The sequence below is a fragment of the Fructobacillus parabroussonetiae genome, assembly GCF_018437265.1.
Classification (GTDB): domain Bacteria; phylum Bacillota; class Bacilli; order Lactobacillales; family Lactobacillaceae; genus Fructobacillus; species Fructobacillus parabroussonetiae.
In genome coordinates this window covers 73,832-88,044 of the sequence record NZ_JAAMFL010000008.1, presented here as the reverse complement: position 1 = coordinate 88,044, position 14,213 = coordinate 73,832, and the positions used below count along the sequence as shown (strand labels likewise).

The 14,213-nt window shown below is 46.3% G+C and carries 14 protein-coding genes; 11 read left to right on the top strand and 3 right to left on the bottom strand.

Annotated features, from left to right (window positions below):
* Positions 1–202 precede the first annotated feature (202 nt).
* Complete coding sequence (locus G6R30_RS05330; protein WP_213822214.1) at positions 203–661, top strand: CPBP family intramembrane glutamic endopeptidase; 459 nt, start codon at positions 203–205, stop codon at positions 659–661.
* 55 nt (positions 662–716) lie between these two features.
* Here G6R30_RS05330 and G6R30_RS05325 read toward each other — a convergent pair whose 3' ends face one another.
* On the bottom strand, positions 717–875 hold the full coding sequence (locus G6R30_RS05325) for a hypothetical protein (RefSeq protein ID WP_213822212.1): 159 nt from the start codon (positions 873–875) through the stop codon (positions 717–719).
* A 238-nt stretch (positions 876–1,113) separates the two neighbouring features.
* Positions 1,114–1,539: a hypothetical protein gene (locus tag G6R30_RS05320; RefSeq protein ID WP_213822210.1), complete on the bottom strand. Its 426-nt coding sequence runs from the start codon at positions 1,537–1,539 to the stop codon at positions 1,114–1,116.
* Between the two features lie 256 nt (positions 1,540–1,795).
* Between G6R30_RS05320 and G6R30_RS05315 the strand changes: the two genes are divergently transcribed.
* The 5 genes from G6R30_RS05315 to G6R30_RS05295 all read left to right on the top strand — a co-directional run bounded on the left by G6R30_RS05315 (position 1,796) and on the right by G6R30_RS05295 (position 6,367).
* Complete coding sequence (locus tag G6R30_RS05315) at positions 1,796–4,474, top strand: cation-translocating P-type ATPase (RefSeq protein ID WP_238476806.1); 2,679 nt, start codon at positions 1,796–1,798, stop codon at positions 4,472–4,474.
* Positions 4,475–4,478: 4 nt separating this feature from the next.
* On the top strand, positions 4,479–4,916 hold the full coding sequence (locus G6R30_RS05310) for a chemotaxis protein (RefSeq protein WP_213822206.1): 438 nt from the start codon (positions 4,479–4,481) through the stop codon (positions 4,914–4,916).
* Between the two features lie 116 nt (positions 4,917–5,032).
* Positions 5,033–5,500 carry a DUF805 domain-containing protein gene (locus tag G6R30_RS05305; RefSeq protein WP_213822204.1) on the top strand — a complete coding sequence of 156 codons (468 nt, stop codon included), beginning with the start codon at positions 5,033–5,035 and terminating at the stop codon, positions 5,498–5,500.
* A 243-nt stretch (positions 5,501–5,743) separates the two neighbouring features.
* Entirely contained in the window at positions 5,744–5,881 is a 138-nt protein-coding gene (locus G6R30_RS05300; RefSeq protein ID WP_213822202.1) for a hypothetical protein, read from the top strand.
* Positions 5,882–5,914: 33 nt separating this feature from the next.
* Complete coding sequence (locus tag G6R30_RS05295; protein ID WP_213822200.1) at positions 5,915–6,367, top strand: hypothetical protein; 453 nt, start codon at positions 5,915–5,917, stop codon at positions 6,365–6,367.
* A 65-nt stretch (positions 6,368–6,432) separates the two neighbouring features.
* Here G6R30_RS05295 and G6R30_RS05290 read toward each other — a convergent pair whose 3' ends face one another.
* Complete coding sequence (locus tag G6R30_RS05290; protein ID WP_213822198.1) at positions 6,433–7,425, bottom strand: sugar transferase; 993 nt, start codon at positions 7,423–7,425, stop codon at positions 6,433–6,435.
* A 139-nt stretch (positions 7,426–7,564) separates the two neighbouring features.
* Here G6R30_RS05290 and G6R30_RS05285 point away from each other — a divergent pair, with 139 nt between their 5' ends.
* The 5 genes from G6R30_RS05285 to pepF are packed head-to-tail and all read left to right on the top strand — an operon-like array spanning position 7,565 to position 14,180.
* Positions 7,565–9,013 (top strand): ABC transporter substrate-binding protein/permease, encoded by a 1,449-nt coding sequence (locus G6R30_RS05285; RefSeq protein ID WP_213822195.1) that lies wholly within the window; start codon positions 7,565–7,567, stop codon positions 9,011–9,013.
* A complete protein-coding gene (locus G6R30_RS05280) occupies positions 9,010–9,759 on the top strand; it encodes an amino acid ABC transporter ATP-binding protein (protein WP_213822194.1) in 750 nt (249 codons plus the stop codon). Before G6R30_RS05285 ends, G6R30_RS05280 begins: the two co-directional genes overlap by 4 nt.
* Positions 9,760–9,792: 33 nt before the next feature.
* Positions 9,793–11,244 (top strand): ABC transporter substrate-binding protein/permease, encoded by a 1,452-nt coding sequence (locus G6R30_RS05275; protein WP_213822192.1) that lies wholly within the window; start codon positions 9,793–9,795, stop codon positions 11,242–11,244.
* 59 nt (positions 11,245–11,303) lie between these two features.
* A complete protein-coding gene (locus G6R30_RS05270; protein ID WP_213822190.1) occupies positions 11,304–12,347 on the top strand; it encodes a competence protein CoiA in 1,044 nt (347 codons plus the stop codon).
* 45 nt (positions 12,348–12,392) lie between these two features.
* Entirely contained in the window at positions 12,393–14,180 is a 1,788-nt protein-coding gene (gene pepF / locus G6R30_RS05265; RefSeq protein ID WP_213822188.1) for an oligoendopeptidase F, read from the top strand.
* The last annotated feature ends 33 nt before the right edge of the window (positions 14,181–14,213 follow it).

Sequence of the window (14,213 nt, the reverse complement as noted above, 5' to 3'; positions counted from 1 at the left end):
AATTGAAAGTGACAGAGAGGAACGACCTTCTTGATAGAGGGCAACAATGGCGTCTTTGAATTCCTGTGAGTAACGTGGCCTTTTAGTCATGTGCTGATTTCCTTTTTAGTCTTGGGATAATTATACAGTGGACGATGCATAAAATCTGTCCATTTTATCAGCATACGAGCAAAAGCTGAATTGGCATGATGCCTTCGTCATCATGCAATGCTTTCTTTTACAGTGGGCACTTTTGTACTTGCTGCATTTATTGAGTACAACCTTTGAAATCACGACGAATTACAAAAATCAGGAAAATATTTTACAAACCTTACAAGGTTTATCAACACCACTTTTAATAGGTGTGCTGTCTTTTGCAATATTCTTTGGACCAATTTTGGAAGAAATTGTCTTTAGAGGGTATATGATGAACATGTTTACTCGAGGCAAGATGGGAATGGCTAGTGTTATGTTGTCTTCCTTACTATTTGCTTATCTTCATCTGCAAACATTTTTGATAACAGGAAGTAATCTCATCGCTTTCCTGTCATACCTAATAACGGCAGTATCACTGGCTGTAACCTATAAAGAAACGAAAAAGTTAACGGGGAGTATTGTTCAGCATTGTCTGATGAACGCCATGGCGTCAATGCCGATTATTATCATGATTGCAAACAAATAGTTAATAAAAAAGTCGTTTCATAGTGAAAGATGAAACGACTTTTAAAATTGATTTTTTAATGAGCCATCCATTCCCACAGACCAAAGGCACTGCCATCACTGCCACAACTAGCATTTGGGAAATAACCACCTACGGCATCAGTGATCATGATTCCTCCTTTGATATTGGATAGTTCGTCTTCATGAATAAGATTTGAAAAGTCGGCATTGTTCATTACTATTCTCCTTTATATTGGTAAAAAAGCATATTAAATACAATCAAAATTTAACATCATTAGGATATGGTCATTATGATTATTTTTAATAAATAGATTTGAATTTGATTTCTGAACCAAGAAATACCTGTTCAAATACGATTGGTACTTCATTTACTAATTACAAATAAAGCGCTAAATAAAAAACGAACAACCGATGGCAAATCTGTCGTTCGTTATATTTTTTCAATACGAGTACTCAAGGTTTGTCGACACGTGCTTTTCTGGTTTGATAAATGATTAGTCCTAAAATCAGCAGGGTAAAAAGAAAGTCGTAATATTTTCTGAAAAAGAGGCTAAAGAGCAGGCTTACGATGATGGCATAGTCTAAAAACCAAGCAAAATGAACACGGCCTTTTTCTTCCCAATCGCGCCATTTTTCAACGTGCCGCACTTCATATTGGAAGGAGCCAAAGAGTCGTTTAAGGAAGTAGTAAATCAGAGTGAATCGATGACTTGCTCGAATTAAGGCAAAAAGTAGAAGAAGGCTATAATCCTTCGTTCCAGCAAAAATTAAAAAGAGAAGGATGCTTAATAGGTAAGCGAGCTGGCGGTTTTGATCGCTGCGTTCGTTTTCTGTCATGGTCTTTCCTTTTAAAGATCGGCGGTTAACAATTGGCCCCATTCTAACATAGCCTTACTTGCCAATAAAACTTGTCTTTCTTCCTCCAGCTGATATAATAATGGTAACAACTCTTTCCTAAGGGAGTAACTGACGACTTGGTCGTGGTTTTGTACCGTCAAACCGAGGCAGCAATGTCTTTTATCGCACGTGAGTGCCGGCAGAACCTTAAACAGTGAGACTTATGAGAGCAGAGATTTTTCTCTGCCTTCATAGGTCTCTTTTTCTTTCTTGGGAAAACATTATAAAGGAGAATAAGTTGGAAAAGTCATTTTATCAAATTGATCAAAAGCAGTTGGCCACAGACTTGCAGACGGATTTGAAAGAAGGATTGTCAAAGACAGCGGCAGCTGAACGGCTGAGTCAAAACGGCGAAAACGCCTTGACCGCTAAAAAGAAAAAGTCCTTGCTGTCAAAATTTGTCGATCAATTTAAAGACCTCATGATTGGAATCTTGTTGGCCGCCGCCTTTGTGGCTGCGCTGACGGGTGAGCAAACCGACGCCCTTTTCATTTTGGCCATTGTGGTGATCAACGCCATCTTTGGTGTTTTCCAAGAATCAAAGTCTGAAAACGCCATCGATGCCTTAAAGAAGATGGCAACACCGAAGGCCACGGTCATTCGTGATGGACTGGCCGAACAGGTGCCGGCGACAAACCTGGTCACTGGTGACTTGGTCTCCCTGGAAGCGGGGGATGTGGTGCCCGCCGACTTGCGACTGGTTGACGTAGCGAATCTGCGTGTTGAAGAGGCCGCTTTGACAGGGGAATCCGTTCCTGTTGAAAAGACGGACAAGATTTTGACAGATGGTAAGTTGGCCCTTGGTGACCAGCGAAACCTGGCCTTTATGAACGCCCACGTGGTGTATGGACGAGCGATGGGAATCGTTGTCGCAACGGGCATGCAAACAGAAGTTGGTCAAATTGCCGGCGCCTTGCAGGGACAAGATGAAACGAAGACGCCCTTGCAAGAAAACCTCAAGTCCTTGTCGAAGGTCCTGACCTACTTGATCTTGGCCATCGCCTTATTAACCTTTGTGATTGGCTACTTCACGCAAAACATGCCGGTGATTGACCTGGTGTTGACCGCAATTTCCTTAGCCGTTGCGGCAATTCCGGAAGGCTTGCCGGCCATCGTGACGATTACTTTGGCACTGGGAACGGCTCGAATGGCTAAAAAGGCTGCCCTGGTACGTAAGCTGCCGGCCGTTGAAACGTTGGGTTCAACCGACATTATTGGTTCCGATAAGACGGGAACGCTGACGCAAAATAAGATGACAGTTGAAAAAGTCGTCTTGAAGGGCGAAATTGTTGATTTGTCAGTGCAAAACCCCTTCGAATCCGCTGACTTATCCACGGCCGCCAATCGTTTGGCCGATGTGATGGCGCTGAACAACGATAGCCAATTCACAGCCGAAGGCTTGGTTGGGGATCCAACGGAAACGGCATTGATTGACTTTAATGAAAAGTATCGGCCAGAACAATTGGCACTGTTGCGTAAGCAGGAGCGTTTGCAAGAAATTCCCTTTGATTCCGAACGAAAGTTGATGACGACAATTTATGGGGCGGATGAAGCTTACCAAGTAACGGTTAAGGGTGCCCCCGATGCCATTTTGTCCCGAGTAAAAAACGTTTGGGATAAGGATCAGATTCGTCCTCTGACAGATGAGGACTTGGCTTCTTATCAAAAGATGAACGGTGACCTGGCTGACCAAGCCTTACGTGTCTTGGCCTTTGCGGAAAAGTCTGTCGAACACTTGCCAGCAGAAGCCAAGTCGGCTGAAATGGAAGCCGACCTGACCCTGATTGGCTTTGTGGCCATGATTGATCCGGAACGACCAGAAGTCGCCGAATCAGTTGCGCAGGCGAAAGCAGCCGGTATCCGGCCAATGATGATTACCGGTGATCACCCACAGACGGCGGCAGCGATTGCCGGACGGTTGGGGATCTTGGAGGAAGACGATGACCGTGACAAAACCGTGATGACCGGTGCGGCCTTGGACGAACTTTCCGATGAAAGCTTTGAAAAGCGAGTGGAGGATGTCAAAGTCTATGCCCGTGTTGCCCCCGCCCATAAGGTACGTATCGTGCAAGCCTGGCAGCAAAAGGGCAAAGTCGTGGCCATGACCGGTGACGGTGTTAACGATGCGCCAGCCTTAAAGGCGGCGGATATTGGTGTTGCCATGGGAATTACGGGAACGGAAGTATCCAAAGAAGCGGCCGACATGGTGCTGGCCGATGATAACTTCTCGACCATCGTGACGGCCATTAAGGAAGGACGAAAGGTCTTCTCGAACATTCAAAAGGCGCTGCAGTACCTGCTGGCTTCCAACCTGGCCGAAGTCATTGCCATCTTTACCATGACTTTGCTCGGCTGGGAAGTGCTGGCTCCCGTCATGATTTTGTGGATTAACTTAGTCACGGATACCTTGCCTGCCATTGCCCTTGGTTTGGAACCCGCCCAACCAAACAGCATGCAGCAAAAGCCACGTGGCAAGACGGCCAACTTCTTATCCGGTGGGGTCGGCCCAGCTATTATTTGGCAGGGGGCGCTGCAAGCAGCCATTGTTTTGACTGTTTACGGATTGGCGCTGGCCTTCCCGGATCATTCTGGTACGGCTTTGGTACACGGGGATGCCTTGACGATGGCCTTTATGACCTTGGGCTTGATGCAAATGGTCAACGCCATCAACGTGAAGTCGGTTCACCAGTCTGGGCTAAACGCTTCGGCCTTTAAGAACCACTTCTTCAACGCCGCCCTGCTCTTCTCCTTGTTGGCCATGATGGCTGTTGTGGTCATTAAGCCATTAAACCCGATTTTCCACGTTACCAATTTGGATCCTTACCAATGGTCCATTGTGATTGCGGCTTCTCTTGCTATCATTGTTGTCGTTGAGCTGGTAAAATGGGTGCAACGAACATTTTTTAATCGAGGATAAGACATTGGCAAAATTTAACCCAAAACAGATGCAGTATTACGTGACGACTTTGCAAGAAGTGTTAACGAACACACAGGAAACGGCTGACCATGTGTCACCTTTCTTCGTCAAGTTGGATGAGGCAAAGGAAGCTGGCAAAGTCGCTGACATGGCAAAGGCTGAATTTGGCGAAATCAAGGCTGAATTCGATGATGCAGTTGCCGCATACGAAACAAATGCCAAGACCTTGGCCGGCGTCCAAGTACCCGTTCGCTTCATGGGCGTGCACAAGACCTTGGCAAAGGCCTATGCGGATTACGCTGCTGCAACGAAGATGATGGCCGATGCCTTGAGTGAAAAGGATCAAAGCATTGATGAACAGGCATTTGCGCAATCCGAAAAGGACCAAGAAACATACTTAGGTAAGATTCAAGCACAAGTTGCTAAGATTTTTGGTGCTTAAGAAAAATAACAAGGGGTCGGACAAATTGTCCGGCCTTTTTTGCTGCCTCCCTAGCCAGCCGACCGTCTTACATGCTAAACTATGACTACCAATTTAGAATTTTACAGGAAGAATGTATGTTTACAGCTTACGGAAAATTTTGGAAAAACTACGTCAACTTTAAGGCCCGTTCCTCGCGGTCGGACTTTTGGTGGGCCATGCTCCTAAACCTTTTGATTAATGTTTTGTTGACGGTCATTGGGTTTGGGCCGCTCCTGCTGTCTTGGATGAAGGATCACTCCTTTTCACACATCTCAGCTGGGACACTGATTGCCCTCATCGTTGCCATTCTGCTCCTTTTGGCCTACACGCTGGCAACCATTATTCCAACCATCTCGATTTCCTATCGTCGGATGATCGACACGGGCCTATCGCCATGGTGGTTTAGCCTTTTTGTATTGGAAGTTATCACGAACTTTACAGGGGAATATGCAACGGGTCTTGTTGAAAACATTTCCTTGGTTGTGAATCTGGTGTTGTTGGTTGTGCTGATTGTGATTTTCGCACTGCCAACGAACAAGTTTAACAAGCGGTCGGCAAAGTAATGATGAACGCAGGAAAATAAATTTTGATCTTTTAGAAAAGTCGTGCAGAGAGAACTCTGTAGGACTTTTTTTGAAATGTTTCGACCATCAGCATGAGCATAAAATGAGTCGTGAGTTTCCCATTATTTTTCAATAAAAAATGCCCTTAAAAAAACATCGAGTATGCTTAAAATATCGATGCTTTTTTTATTGAAGAAGTGTACCATCGGCATTAGGTAAAAAAGAGATAAAAGAGGAGTGGGAATGAAAAGCAAAGGATTGATGGTTCCAGCAGCTTTTGTTTTGGTAGCTGCGGTTTTGGTGGGTGCTTTCTTTATAGGAAAAAGTCAATCTGCCACGGTCTCGCAAAATAAGGCCGAGAAATCGACGTCGACGAGTTAAAGGGCCAACGCAAGAATTAGCACATCCAAATCGATGGATAAACAAAGTGGCCAAGTTAATCGCACTTTTTCGTCCCTTCCACAAAAAACGCAATTGGCTTTGTTGATTTATAAGGAGTTGCCTACAGATTATGGCACCGGCTATAAGACGCATTACACGATATACATGGGTGATCCAGATAAAATTGTGATTGTTGATGACGGGGAAGGAGCTGGTGGTATGCCTGAACATACCGTCATGTACACGGATAATCACGATGGGACTTTTACTGCTTCTGAAATTGAATCGACAGCTGTTGACCTGGCGGATTACAGTGCTCAAAATTCTTATTGGAAAACGTATCAAACGGTTAGCCAGGATGAACTGATGGCTGCTTATCGTGACCATCAGGATGAAATTAACTATACAAGTGGTTTGTTTGATTTAGCTAATTCATCAAAAAAGTTTACCTTTCTACCAACAAATCAAACCAGTTTGCCACAGTGAGTAAAGGTCATTTAGGGTAAGAAAAAGTCGTGCAGGAATTTTCCTGCACGACTTTTCGCTGTTTGCTACTTGAAAAAGGCCGCAACCTTTTCAAGCATGATTTTTGTGTAGGAACCGTGATTGACCATGTCTTGCAGGGGGCGCAGGTTTTCTTGATAACGACGGTAATCGGCTGCTGTCGCCGCTGCTACTTTCTCATTGAGCTCCGAAAGCGAGTGAATGGAAAAGCCAATCTGCTCCTTTTCGACCAGCTCCGCCAGATAAGATTGTGACCAAACAATGAGCGGTAAGCCGGCTTTTAAATAAAGGGAGGCCTTGTGAGGGGCGTTTAACTGGGTATAGGATTGAAAAAATTTATCGTCATAGTCCGAGTCCCAAAGAAGGCCGAAGCCCGATTGGAAGGCCAGGGCAATGTCGTCTGGTGAAAAGGCGCCAATCCAGTCGATGTTGTCAGGTAAGCGAACTTCCTTCCAACGTTTTGGTCGTGTCCCGAAAAGCGCGAGGGCTGGCCCTTGGTATTCTTTCAGCCAAGGGGCTTTTTGCCAGGTGCCAGCATAATTGATGACCTTTGAAAAAGTCGGTGCAGTAGCCGGACTGGGGCCCAAATAGTCGAAGAGGTCAAGGGTGATGAGCGGGCAGTCGACCCCGTGTTGTCTTAAAGCGTCGGCCATGGCTGGACTGTGAACAACAACAAGGTCGGCTTTTTGAGCTAAAGCCCATTCCCAGGCGTTTTCCCGTTTCACCCGGAGGGGCTCAAAGTCGTGGATTAAGAGAACATAATGACCACCCCGTCGTTGGACTTCTTTTTGGAAGGCCTCTTCGAAGTCTTCAGACATGTAAGTTGGGAATTGATGGAGTACGACATCACCTAGACCAATTCCAGTCAAAAACTGATTAATTTTTTCCAGCCGAAGGGCTGCGGGGAAGCGGGCATCGTTGTAGCGCTCGATTGGCAGCCGTTGCCAACCGTTTTCTTGGACAATCGTTGCCATATCAGCCTTTGCCTTGAGGGCGCCGGCCGGCATCCAGGGTTCGATTGTCTGGGTAATGTAATTCATGAAGCTCTCATCTTTCTTCCTTGATGACTGTTAAAGGACTAGACCATTTATTAAATTAATGTTAGAATATCTGACGTAATTCATCTTGCTCTTCGCAGTGACTGCTAGACTAAAGTCATTCGAGCAAGAGGGGTTACATATGAAAAAAGGATTAACAACAGTTGTGGTGGCCTTAGCTGCCGTCTTTGCTTTACTTGGCCTATCGAGTCAACCGGTAAAGGCGAGTGAGCCACACTACACAATCACGTCGGACGCAACGTATGCGCCCTTTGATTTTCAAGATAAAAATAACAAATACATTGGGATTGACCAAGATTTGTTAAAAGAAATCGCCAAAGCGGCCGGCTTTACCTATACGGTGAAGCCGATGGCCTTTAACGCGGCCATGCAGTCGGTTGCCTCCTCGCAGGCCGATGGGGTGATTGCCGGGACAACCATTACCGATGACCGAAAGCAGGTCTACGACTTTTCTGATCCTTATTATAAAACAGGGATTGCCTGGGCAACAGCGAAGAATTCAAAAATTCATTCCCTGTCTGACTTGAAGGGTAAGACGGTGGCCTTGAAAACGGGGACGGCCGGTGCCGAATACGCGGAAAGCATCAAGGACCAATACGGTTTCCAAATTAGTTATTTCTCGGATTCCGATACGGTTTATCGTGATGTCATTAATGGTAATTCGGTGGCCACTTTTGCGGATCTGCCGGTCTTGCAATACACCATTAAAAACGGCACCGCTTTGAAGGTCCAAAATCCCAAGGCGCCCTTTGCTGCCGGTGACCTCGGCTTTGCCGTAAAGAAGGGTGAAAACCAAGCACTTCTAGCCGACTTTAACAAGGGTCTGGCCACGATTAAGAAGAATGGTACCTATGACAAAGTCGTCAACAAGTACCTTTCAGCCAAGGCTTCAACCTTCACTGGTTCAGCCAAGGATAACAGTACCGTTTGGGGCATCTTGAAGACGAACCGGGCAGCCTTCTGGTCTGGTTTGAAACAAACCCTTTACTTGACCGTTGTTGGGATTGTCCTTGCGTCGCTGTGGGGACTGCTTCTCGGGGTCTTGGGTGTTTCGAAAAACAGCTTAATGCGAGGCTTGTCAACCATTGTGGTTTACATCTTCCGCGGCATGCCAATGCTGGTCTTGGCCTTCTTCCTATACATCGGGATTCCAGCCGTTACCGGCACGAAGATTTCGGCTTGGACGGCAGGAATTCTGACCTTGGTCTTGAATGAAGGAGCCTACATCGGCGCCTTTGTTCGCGGTGGATTTAATTCTGTCGATGGTGGTCAGATGGAAGCGGCCCGTTCCCTTGGCCTGTCACATGGCCAGGCAATGCGTCGGGTGATTATTCCCCAGGGGCTCCGTTTGATGGTGCCATCCTTCATTAACCAGTTCATCATCACCTTGAAGGATACCTCCTTGTTGTCAGCAATTGGTATCTTGGAATTGACGCAGACTGGTACCTTGATTGTGACGCGGAATTCACAAGGTTTCCGTGTCTGGGCAATCGTGGCTATGATATACTTAGTAGTAATAACGTTACTGACTTTGCTCAGTAACTGGGTTGAAAAAAGGACAAACGCATGAGTGAAGAGAAACAAGTGAAAGTACACGTTGACAAAGTCAACAAGTCATATGGTGATAACCATGTCTTACGCGATATTTCCCTGGACGTCATGGATAATGAAGTGGTCGTGATGATTGGCCCTTCTGGTTCCGGTAAGTCGACGTTCTTGCGAATGCTCAATCAACTTGAAAAGCCAAATTCTGGTGTAATCGAAGTTGATGGTTATGACATTTCAGATCCAAAGACCAATATTAATAAGGTCCGCGAAAACATCGGAATGGTTTTCCAGAATTTCAATCTCTTTAATAATTATTCCGTCATTGATAACATCACCTTAGCACCCGTTCAATTGGGCAAGATGACAAAGGCTGAAGCCGAAAAGAAGGCAAAGGAATTGCTGGAAACGGTTGGCTTGCCTGATAAGGCTGATGCACCGGTTTCATCATTGTCTGGTGGACAAAAGCAACGAATCGCCATTGCCCGTGCCTTGGCAATGGATCCAGACATCATGCTCTTTGACGAACCAACTTCTGCTTTGGATCCCGAAGTGGTTGGGGATGTTCTGGACGTGATGAAGCACTTGGCCAAGATGGGAATGACGATGATTATCGTGACCCACGAAATGGGCTTTGCTAAACAAGTGGCTGACCGTGTTGTTTTCTTCGAATCTGGAAAGATTCAAGAATCCGGTACGCCAGAACAAATCTTTACAGCACCGAAGAACGAACGATTGCAAACCTTCCTATCGAAGGTCATGCAAGCCTGAGTTCTTCTTGATAAACGAGAGGAAGAATAGACCATGGTCAAGAAACGGTTAAAGCCGCTTTTGACTGTGCTGGTTGCCATGTTTTTCGCTGCCTTTGTAGCGGGAAACACTGCCAGTGCAGATTCAAAACCAAACTACGTAATTTCAACGGATGCCACGTACGCACCCTTTGACTTTCAAGATAAGAATAATAATTACGTTGGAATTGACATGGATATTCTGAAGGAAGTGGCCAAGCGGAATAACTTTACTTACACGCTGAAGCCAATGTCCTTTAACGCCGCTGCTCAAATGGTTGCCAATGGTCAGGCCGACGGTATTATCGCCGGGATGATGATTAACGATTCACGAAAAGAAGTTTACGACGTTTCAACTCCTTATTATCAATCCGGTGTGGCTTGGATTACGAAGCCGAACTCAAAGATCAAATCTTTGTCGGATTTGAAGGGCAAGACCGTTGCCTTGAAGACTGGAACGGCTGCCGCTGCCTATGGTGCTTCTTTAAAGGATAAGTACGGCTTTAAAGTGAAGTACTTTAACGATACGGATACGATGTACAACGATGTGGTCAACGGCAACACGGCGGCCACCTTCGAAGATTATCCGGTCATTCAATACGCCATTAAAAACGGCGTGAAGCTGCAAGTTCGTAATCCAAAGGACTTGGGCAACGCAGGTGGCGTTGGCTTCTTCGTAAAGAAGGGGCAAAACGCCCAGTTGTTGGAGCAATTCAACACGACTTTGGCCGCGATGAAGAAGGACGGGACTTACGATAAAATCATCAACAAGTACCTGAATTCGAGTCAGTCGACTTTTGTTGGTTCAGCTTCCGATAACAAGACGACCTGGGGAATCCTAAAGTCCAACCAGAACGCTTTCTGGAAGGGCTTGCTGGAAACCGCGAAGTTAACTGTGGCTGGTATTGTGCTCGCTTCCCTTTGGGGCCTTTTGCTCGGAATTATGGGAATTTCTGAATCCAAGTTCTGGCGTGGTTTGTCAACCACCATTATTTACGCCTTCCGTGGTTTGCCACTGATGGTTTTGGCCTTCTTCATTTACATCGGGTTGCCAGGTGTGATTGGCGTCAAAATTCCAGCTTTCACTGCCGGTATTTTGACGTTGATCTTAAACGAAGGTGCCTATACCGGGGCCTTTGTCCGGGGTGGCTTTGAGGCCGTTGATGCTGGCCAGATGGAAGCGGCTCGTTCGCTTGGTTTGACGCACCGTCAGGCTATCTGGAAAGTCATTGTGCCCCAAGGGCTGAAGATTACGGTGCCATCCTTTGTTAACCAATTCATCATTACCTTGAAGGACACGTCAATCTTGTCGGCCATCGGTATTTTGGAATTGACGCAAACGGGTACCTTGATTGTTGCTCGAAATTCACAGGGATTCCGTGTCTGGGCCATTATCGCCGTCATTTACTTGATTGTGATTACGCTGTTGACTTGGTTATCAAACTGGTTGAAAAAGAAAATTGCTTAATTCTTAATAGCATTTAAAACACCTCACTCGTGTTATTCACTGAGTGAGGTGTTTTTATTATGTTAATAGCGGTAACAATTCGAAATGATTATTGCTTTGCCGAAAAAGCGAAGAAAAACGAAATCTATCTTTGCCCCGGCTGCCGTGGCCCGGTTCGATTGAAGCAGGGCGAGGAGAAAATCGCCCATTTTGCCCATGTCGCCAAAAAGGACTGTACTGGTTTTTCGGAGGGCGAAACGCCTGAACACTTAGCGGAAAAACTTGCCCTTTATCGGTATTTTAGGGGCAAGTTGCCAGTTTTAGTGGAGCCCGTTCTCAGCGGCATTGCGCAGCGACCCGATTTATTGGTCGGCCGGCCGGGTAATCAGGTTGCCATTGAGTACCAGTGCTCCCCGATTTCAAAAGGCGATCTTTTGAGTCGAAACGCTGGTTATGCCAAGGCGGGGATTCGCGTCTGGTGGCTGCTTGGTCCCAATTATTATCGCAAGCACTTGTCAGTGGCGACGATTTGCCGTTTTTGGGTCTCCGGACGACTTTGGTATTATTTGGCCCAGGACAAAGGTTTTGTTGAAGAAAGCCACTTTGCACGGGTTGATTTTAAAAAACGGTTGTCGGACAAAAGGGTTTTGAAGGATCCGCTCTCGTTGAATAAAGGGGGCTTAGCGGCTTGGCACCGTGTGTTTCAGCGGGAGAAAAAGAGTGATCACTTGGCTGCTCGTCCCTTAGATGATGAACGGCAACGGAGCAAGCTTGCCTTACAGTTAGCCCGTGAACAAATCGATGCCCGTTTGGTTGGTTACCTTTATGAGCGCGGGCAACGGGTGGACCAACTGCCGGCCATCTTTTTACGAGGCAGGGCCTTCGGCTTAAAAATTGCGAATTGGCAATTTCGTCTAACGGTTTACTTACTAATCGAAAAAGCTGGAAAAGAGGGCTTGCGGATGGAATGGCTTGCCTTGCGGACGGCCCGTTATTTTTACCCGGGCTTTGATCAACAAGAAGAGCTGTTGTCCAGCTATTTAAGCGAGTTATTTGCAATTGGTTGCCTGTCTGGCAAAGGGGGACAACTTGCCATTAAAAAGCTCCTTCGATTTATCGAATGACGGGCCCCTATGTTAAACTGGAGAAAAGCAAAAGGGGTATCGAGCATGGGACAAATTACGCGCGAAGAATTACCAGAAGAACTGACTTGGGATCTGACAACGGTCTTTGAATCGGACGCGGCATACCAAAAAGCCTTCACACAATTGCAGTCGGAACTGCCAAAGTTGGCCGAATTTCAGGGTCATCTGGCTGATTCTGCCGACCGTTTGTTGGCGGGGTTAGAAGAAGATCTTCGGATTGAACGGGCTTTTGAAAAGCTCTATGTTTATGCCCATCAGAAGTTTGACCAAGATACGGCCAATGCGACTTATGCAGGTATGAATGCCCAGGTGCAGGATTTGTTAGCCCAGGTAACTTCGGCAACCGCCTTCTTCCAACCAGAAGTGCTGGGCATGGATGAAGACCTCTTGTCTAAGTATTTGAAAGAAGAGAAACTGCTTCCCTACCAACATTTTTTTGATGTTTTACTCAGTGAAAAGGCGCATACGCTGCCGGCTGATCAGGAAGCGTTACTTGCTGGTGCCTCAACGGTCATGTCATCGGCGGAGCAGACTTTTTCAGTTTTGGATAACGCCGATATCGACTTTGGCGACGTGATGGATGAAAACGGGGAAATCAAGGAGTTGACCAATGGCCTTTATGCCATCATGCTCCGCTCAAAGAACCCTGGACAACGTCAAGAAGCCTTTCAATCGCTCTATGATGCTTACATGGCCTTGCAAAACACCTTTGCTTCGACCCTTTCGGCAACCGTTAAAAAGCACAACTTCTTGGCAAAGGTTCGTCACTATCAATCAGCACAAGAAGCAGCGGTCACGAGTAATCAGATTCCAGTGACGGTTTATCAAACCCTTGAAAAAAAGGTCGATGAGAACCTGTCACTTCTGCACCGTTATGTTGCCTTGCGTAAGCGAGTGCTTGGGCAAGAAACAATTCACAACTATGATCTTTACGTTTCTTTGGTTGATGATGTTGACTTTCCAGTCACTTATGAAAAGGCCAAAGAAATTGCCCTGGCGGCTCTGGCACCACTTGGGGAAGATTACTTGGCCATTGTGAAGAAGGCCTTTGCCGAACGCTGGATTGATGTTGTTGAAAATAAGGGAAAGCGGTCGGGTGCATACTCGGGTGGTGCTTATGATACCAACCCCTATATTTTGCTGAACTGGCAAGATACGCTAGACAATGTCTATACCTTGGTTCACGAAATGGGGCACACGGTTCATTCCTATCTGACACGGCATAACCAGCCTTATCACTATGGCGATTACCCTATTTTCTTGGCCGAAATTGCCTCGACGACAAACGAAAGCTTGCTGACGGATTATCTGTTGAAGCAAACGGATGATGATCGGGTGAAGGCCTTTATTTTAAATCAATACCTTGATGGCTTTAAGGGAACGGTCTTCCGCCAAACGCAGTTCGCTGAATTTGAAGCTTGGATTCATGAACAAGATGCGGCCGGTCAACCCTTGACGGCCGAAGTGATGGCTGACTTTTATGGTCAATTGAACCAAAAGTTCTATGGTCCGGATGTGCTGGCTGATCCAGAAATTGCCTATGAATGGACGCGAATTCCACACTTCTATTACAATTTCTACGTCTACCAGTATGCAACGGGTGAGGCTGCAGCCACGTCCTTGGCACAGGGCATCCTAACCAAGCAACAAGCAGAATCATACAAAGATTATTTGAAGGCGGGGTCTTCTGAAAACCCACTCGCTGTCATGCGCCATGCGGGCGTTGATATGGAAAAGGGTGATTATTTGGATGCGGCCTTTGCCGTCTTTGACGAACGGTTAACGCAGTTGGAAAAGCTTTTGAAAAAGTAAGGTCATTGCGTTACAACAAAAGGGAAGGGAGTT

Coding starts and splice junctions, on each gene's coding strand:
- G6R30_RS05330 (WP_213822214.1), top strand. CDS start 203: ATGCAATGCTTTCTTTTACAGTGGGCACTTTTGTACTTGCTGCATTTA.
- G6R30_RS05325 (WP_213822212.1), bottom strand. CDS start 875: ATGAACAATGCCGACTTTTCAAATCTTATTCATGAAGACGAACTATCC.
- G6R30_RS05320 (WP_213822210.1), bottom strand. CDS start 1,539: ATGGGGCCAATTGTTAACCGCCGATCTTTAAAAGGAAAGACCATGACA.
- G6R30_RS05305 (WP_213822204.1), top strand. CDS start 5,033: ATGTTTACAGCTTACGGAAAATTTTGGAAAAACTACGTCAACTTTAAG.
- G6R30_RS05300 (WP_213822202.1), top strand. CDS start 5,744: ATGAAAAGCAAAGGATTGATGGTTCCAGCAGCTTTTGTTTTGGTAGCT.
- G6R30_RS05295 (WP_213822200.1), top strand. CDS start 5,915: ATGGATAAACAAAGTGGCCAAGTTAATCGCACTTTTTCGTCCCTTCCA.
- G6R30_RS05290 (WP_213822198.1), bottom strand. CDS start 7,425: ATGAATTACATTACCCAGACAATCGAACCCTGGATGCCGGCCGGCGCC.
- G6R30_RS05285 (WP_213822195.1), top strand. CDS start 7,565: ATGAAAAAAGGATTAACAACAGTTGTGGTGGCCTTAGCTGCCGTCTTT.
- G6R30_RS05280 (WP_213822194.1), top strand. CDS start 9,010: ATGAGTGAAGAGAAACAAGTGAAAGTACACGTTGACAAAGTCAACAAG.
- G6R30_RS05275 (WP_213822192.1), top strand. CDS start 9,793: ATGGTCAAGAAACGGTTAAAGCCGCTTTTGACTGTGCTGGTTGCCATG.
- G6R30_RS05270 (WP_213822190.1), top strand. CDS start 11,304: ATGTTAATAGCGGTAACAATTCGAAATGATTATTGCTTTGCCGAAAAA.
- pepF (WP_213822188.1), top strand. CDS start 12,393: ATGGGACAAATTACGCGCGAAGAATTACCAGAAGAACTGACTTGGGAT.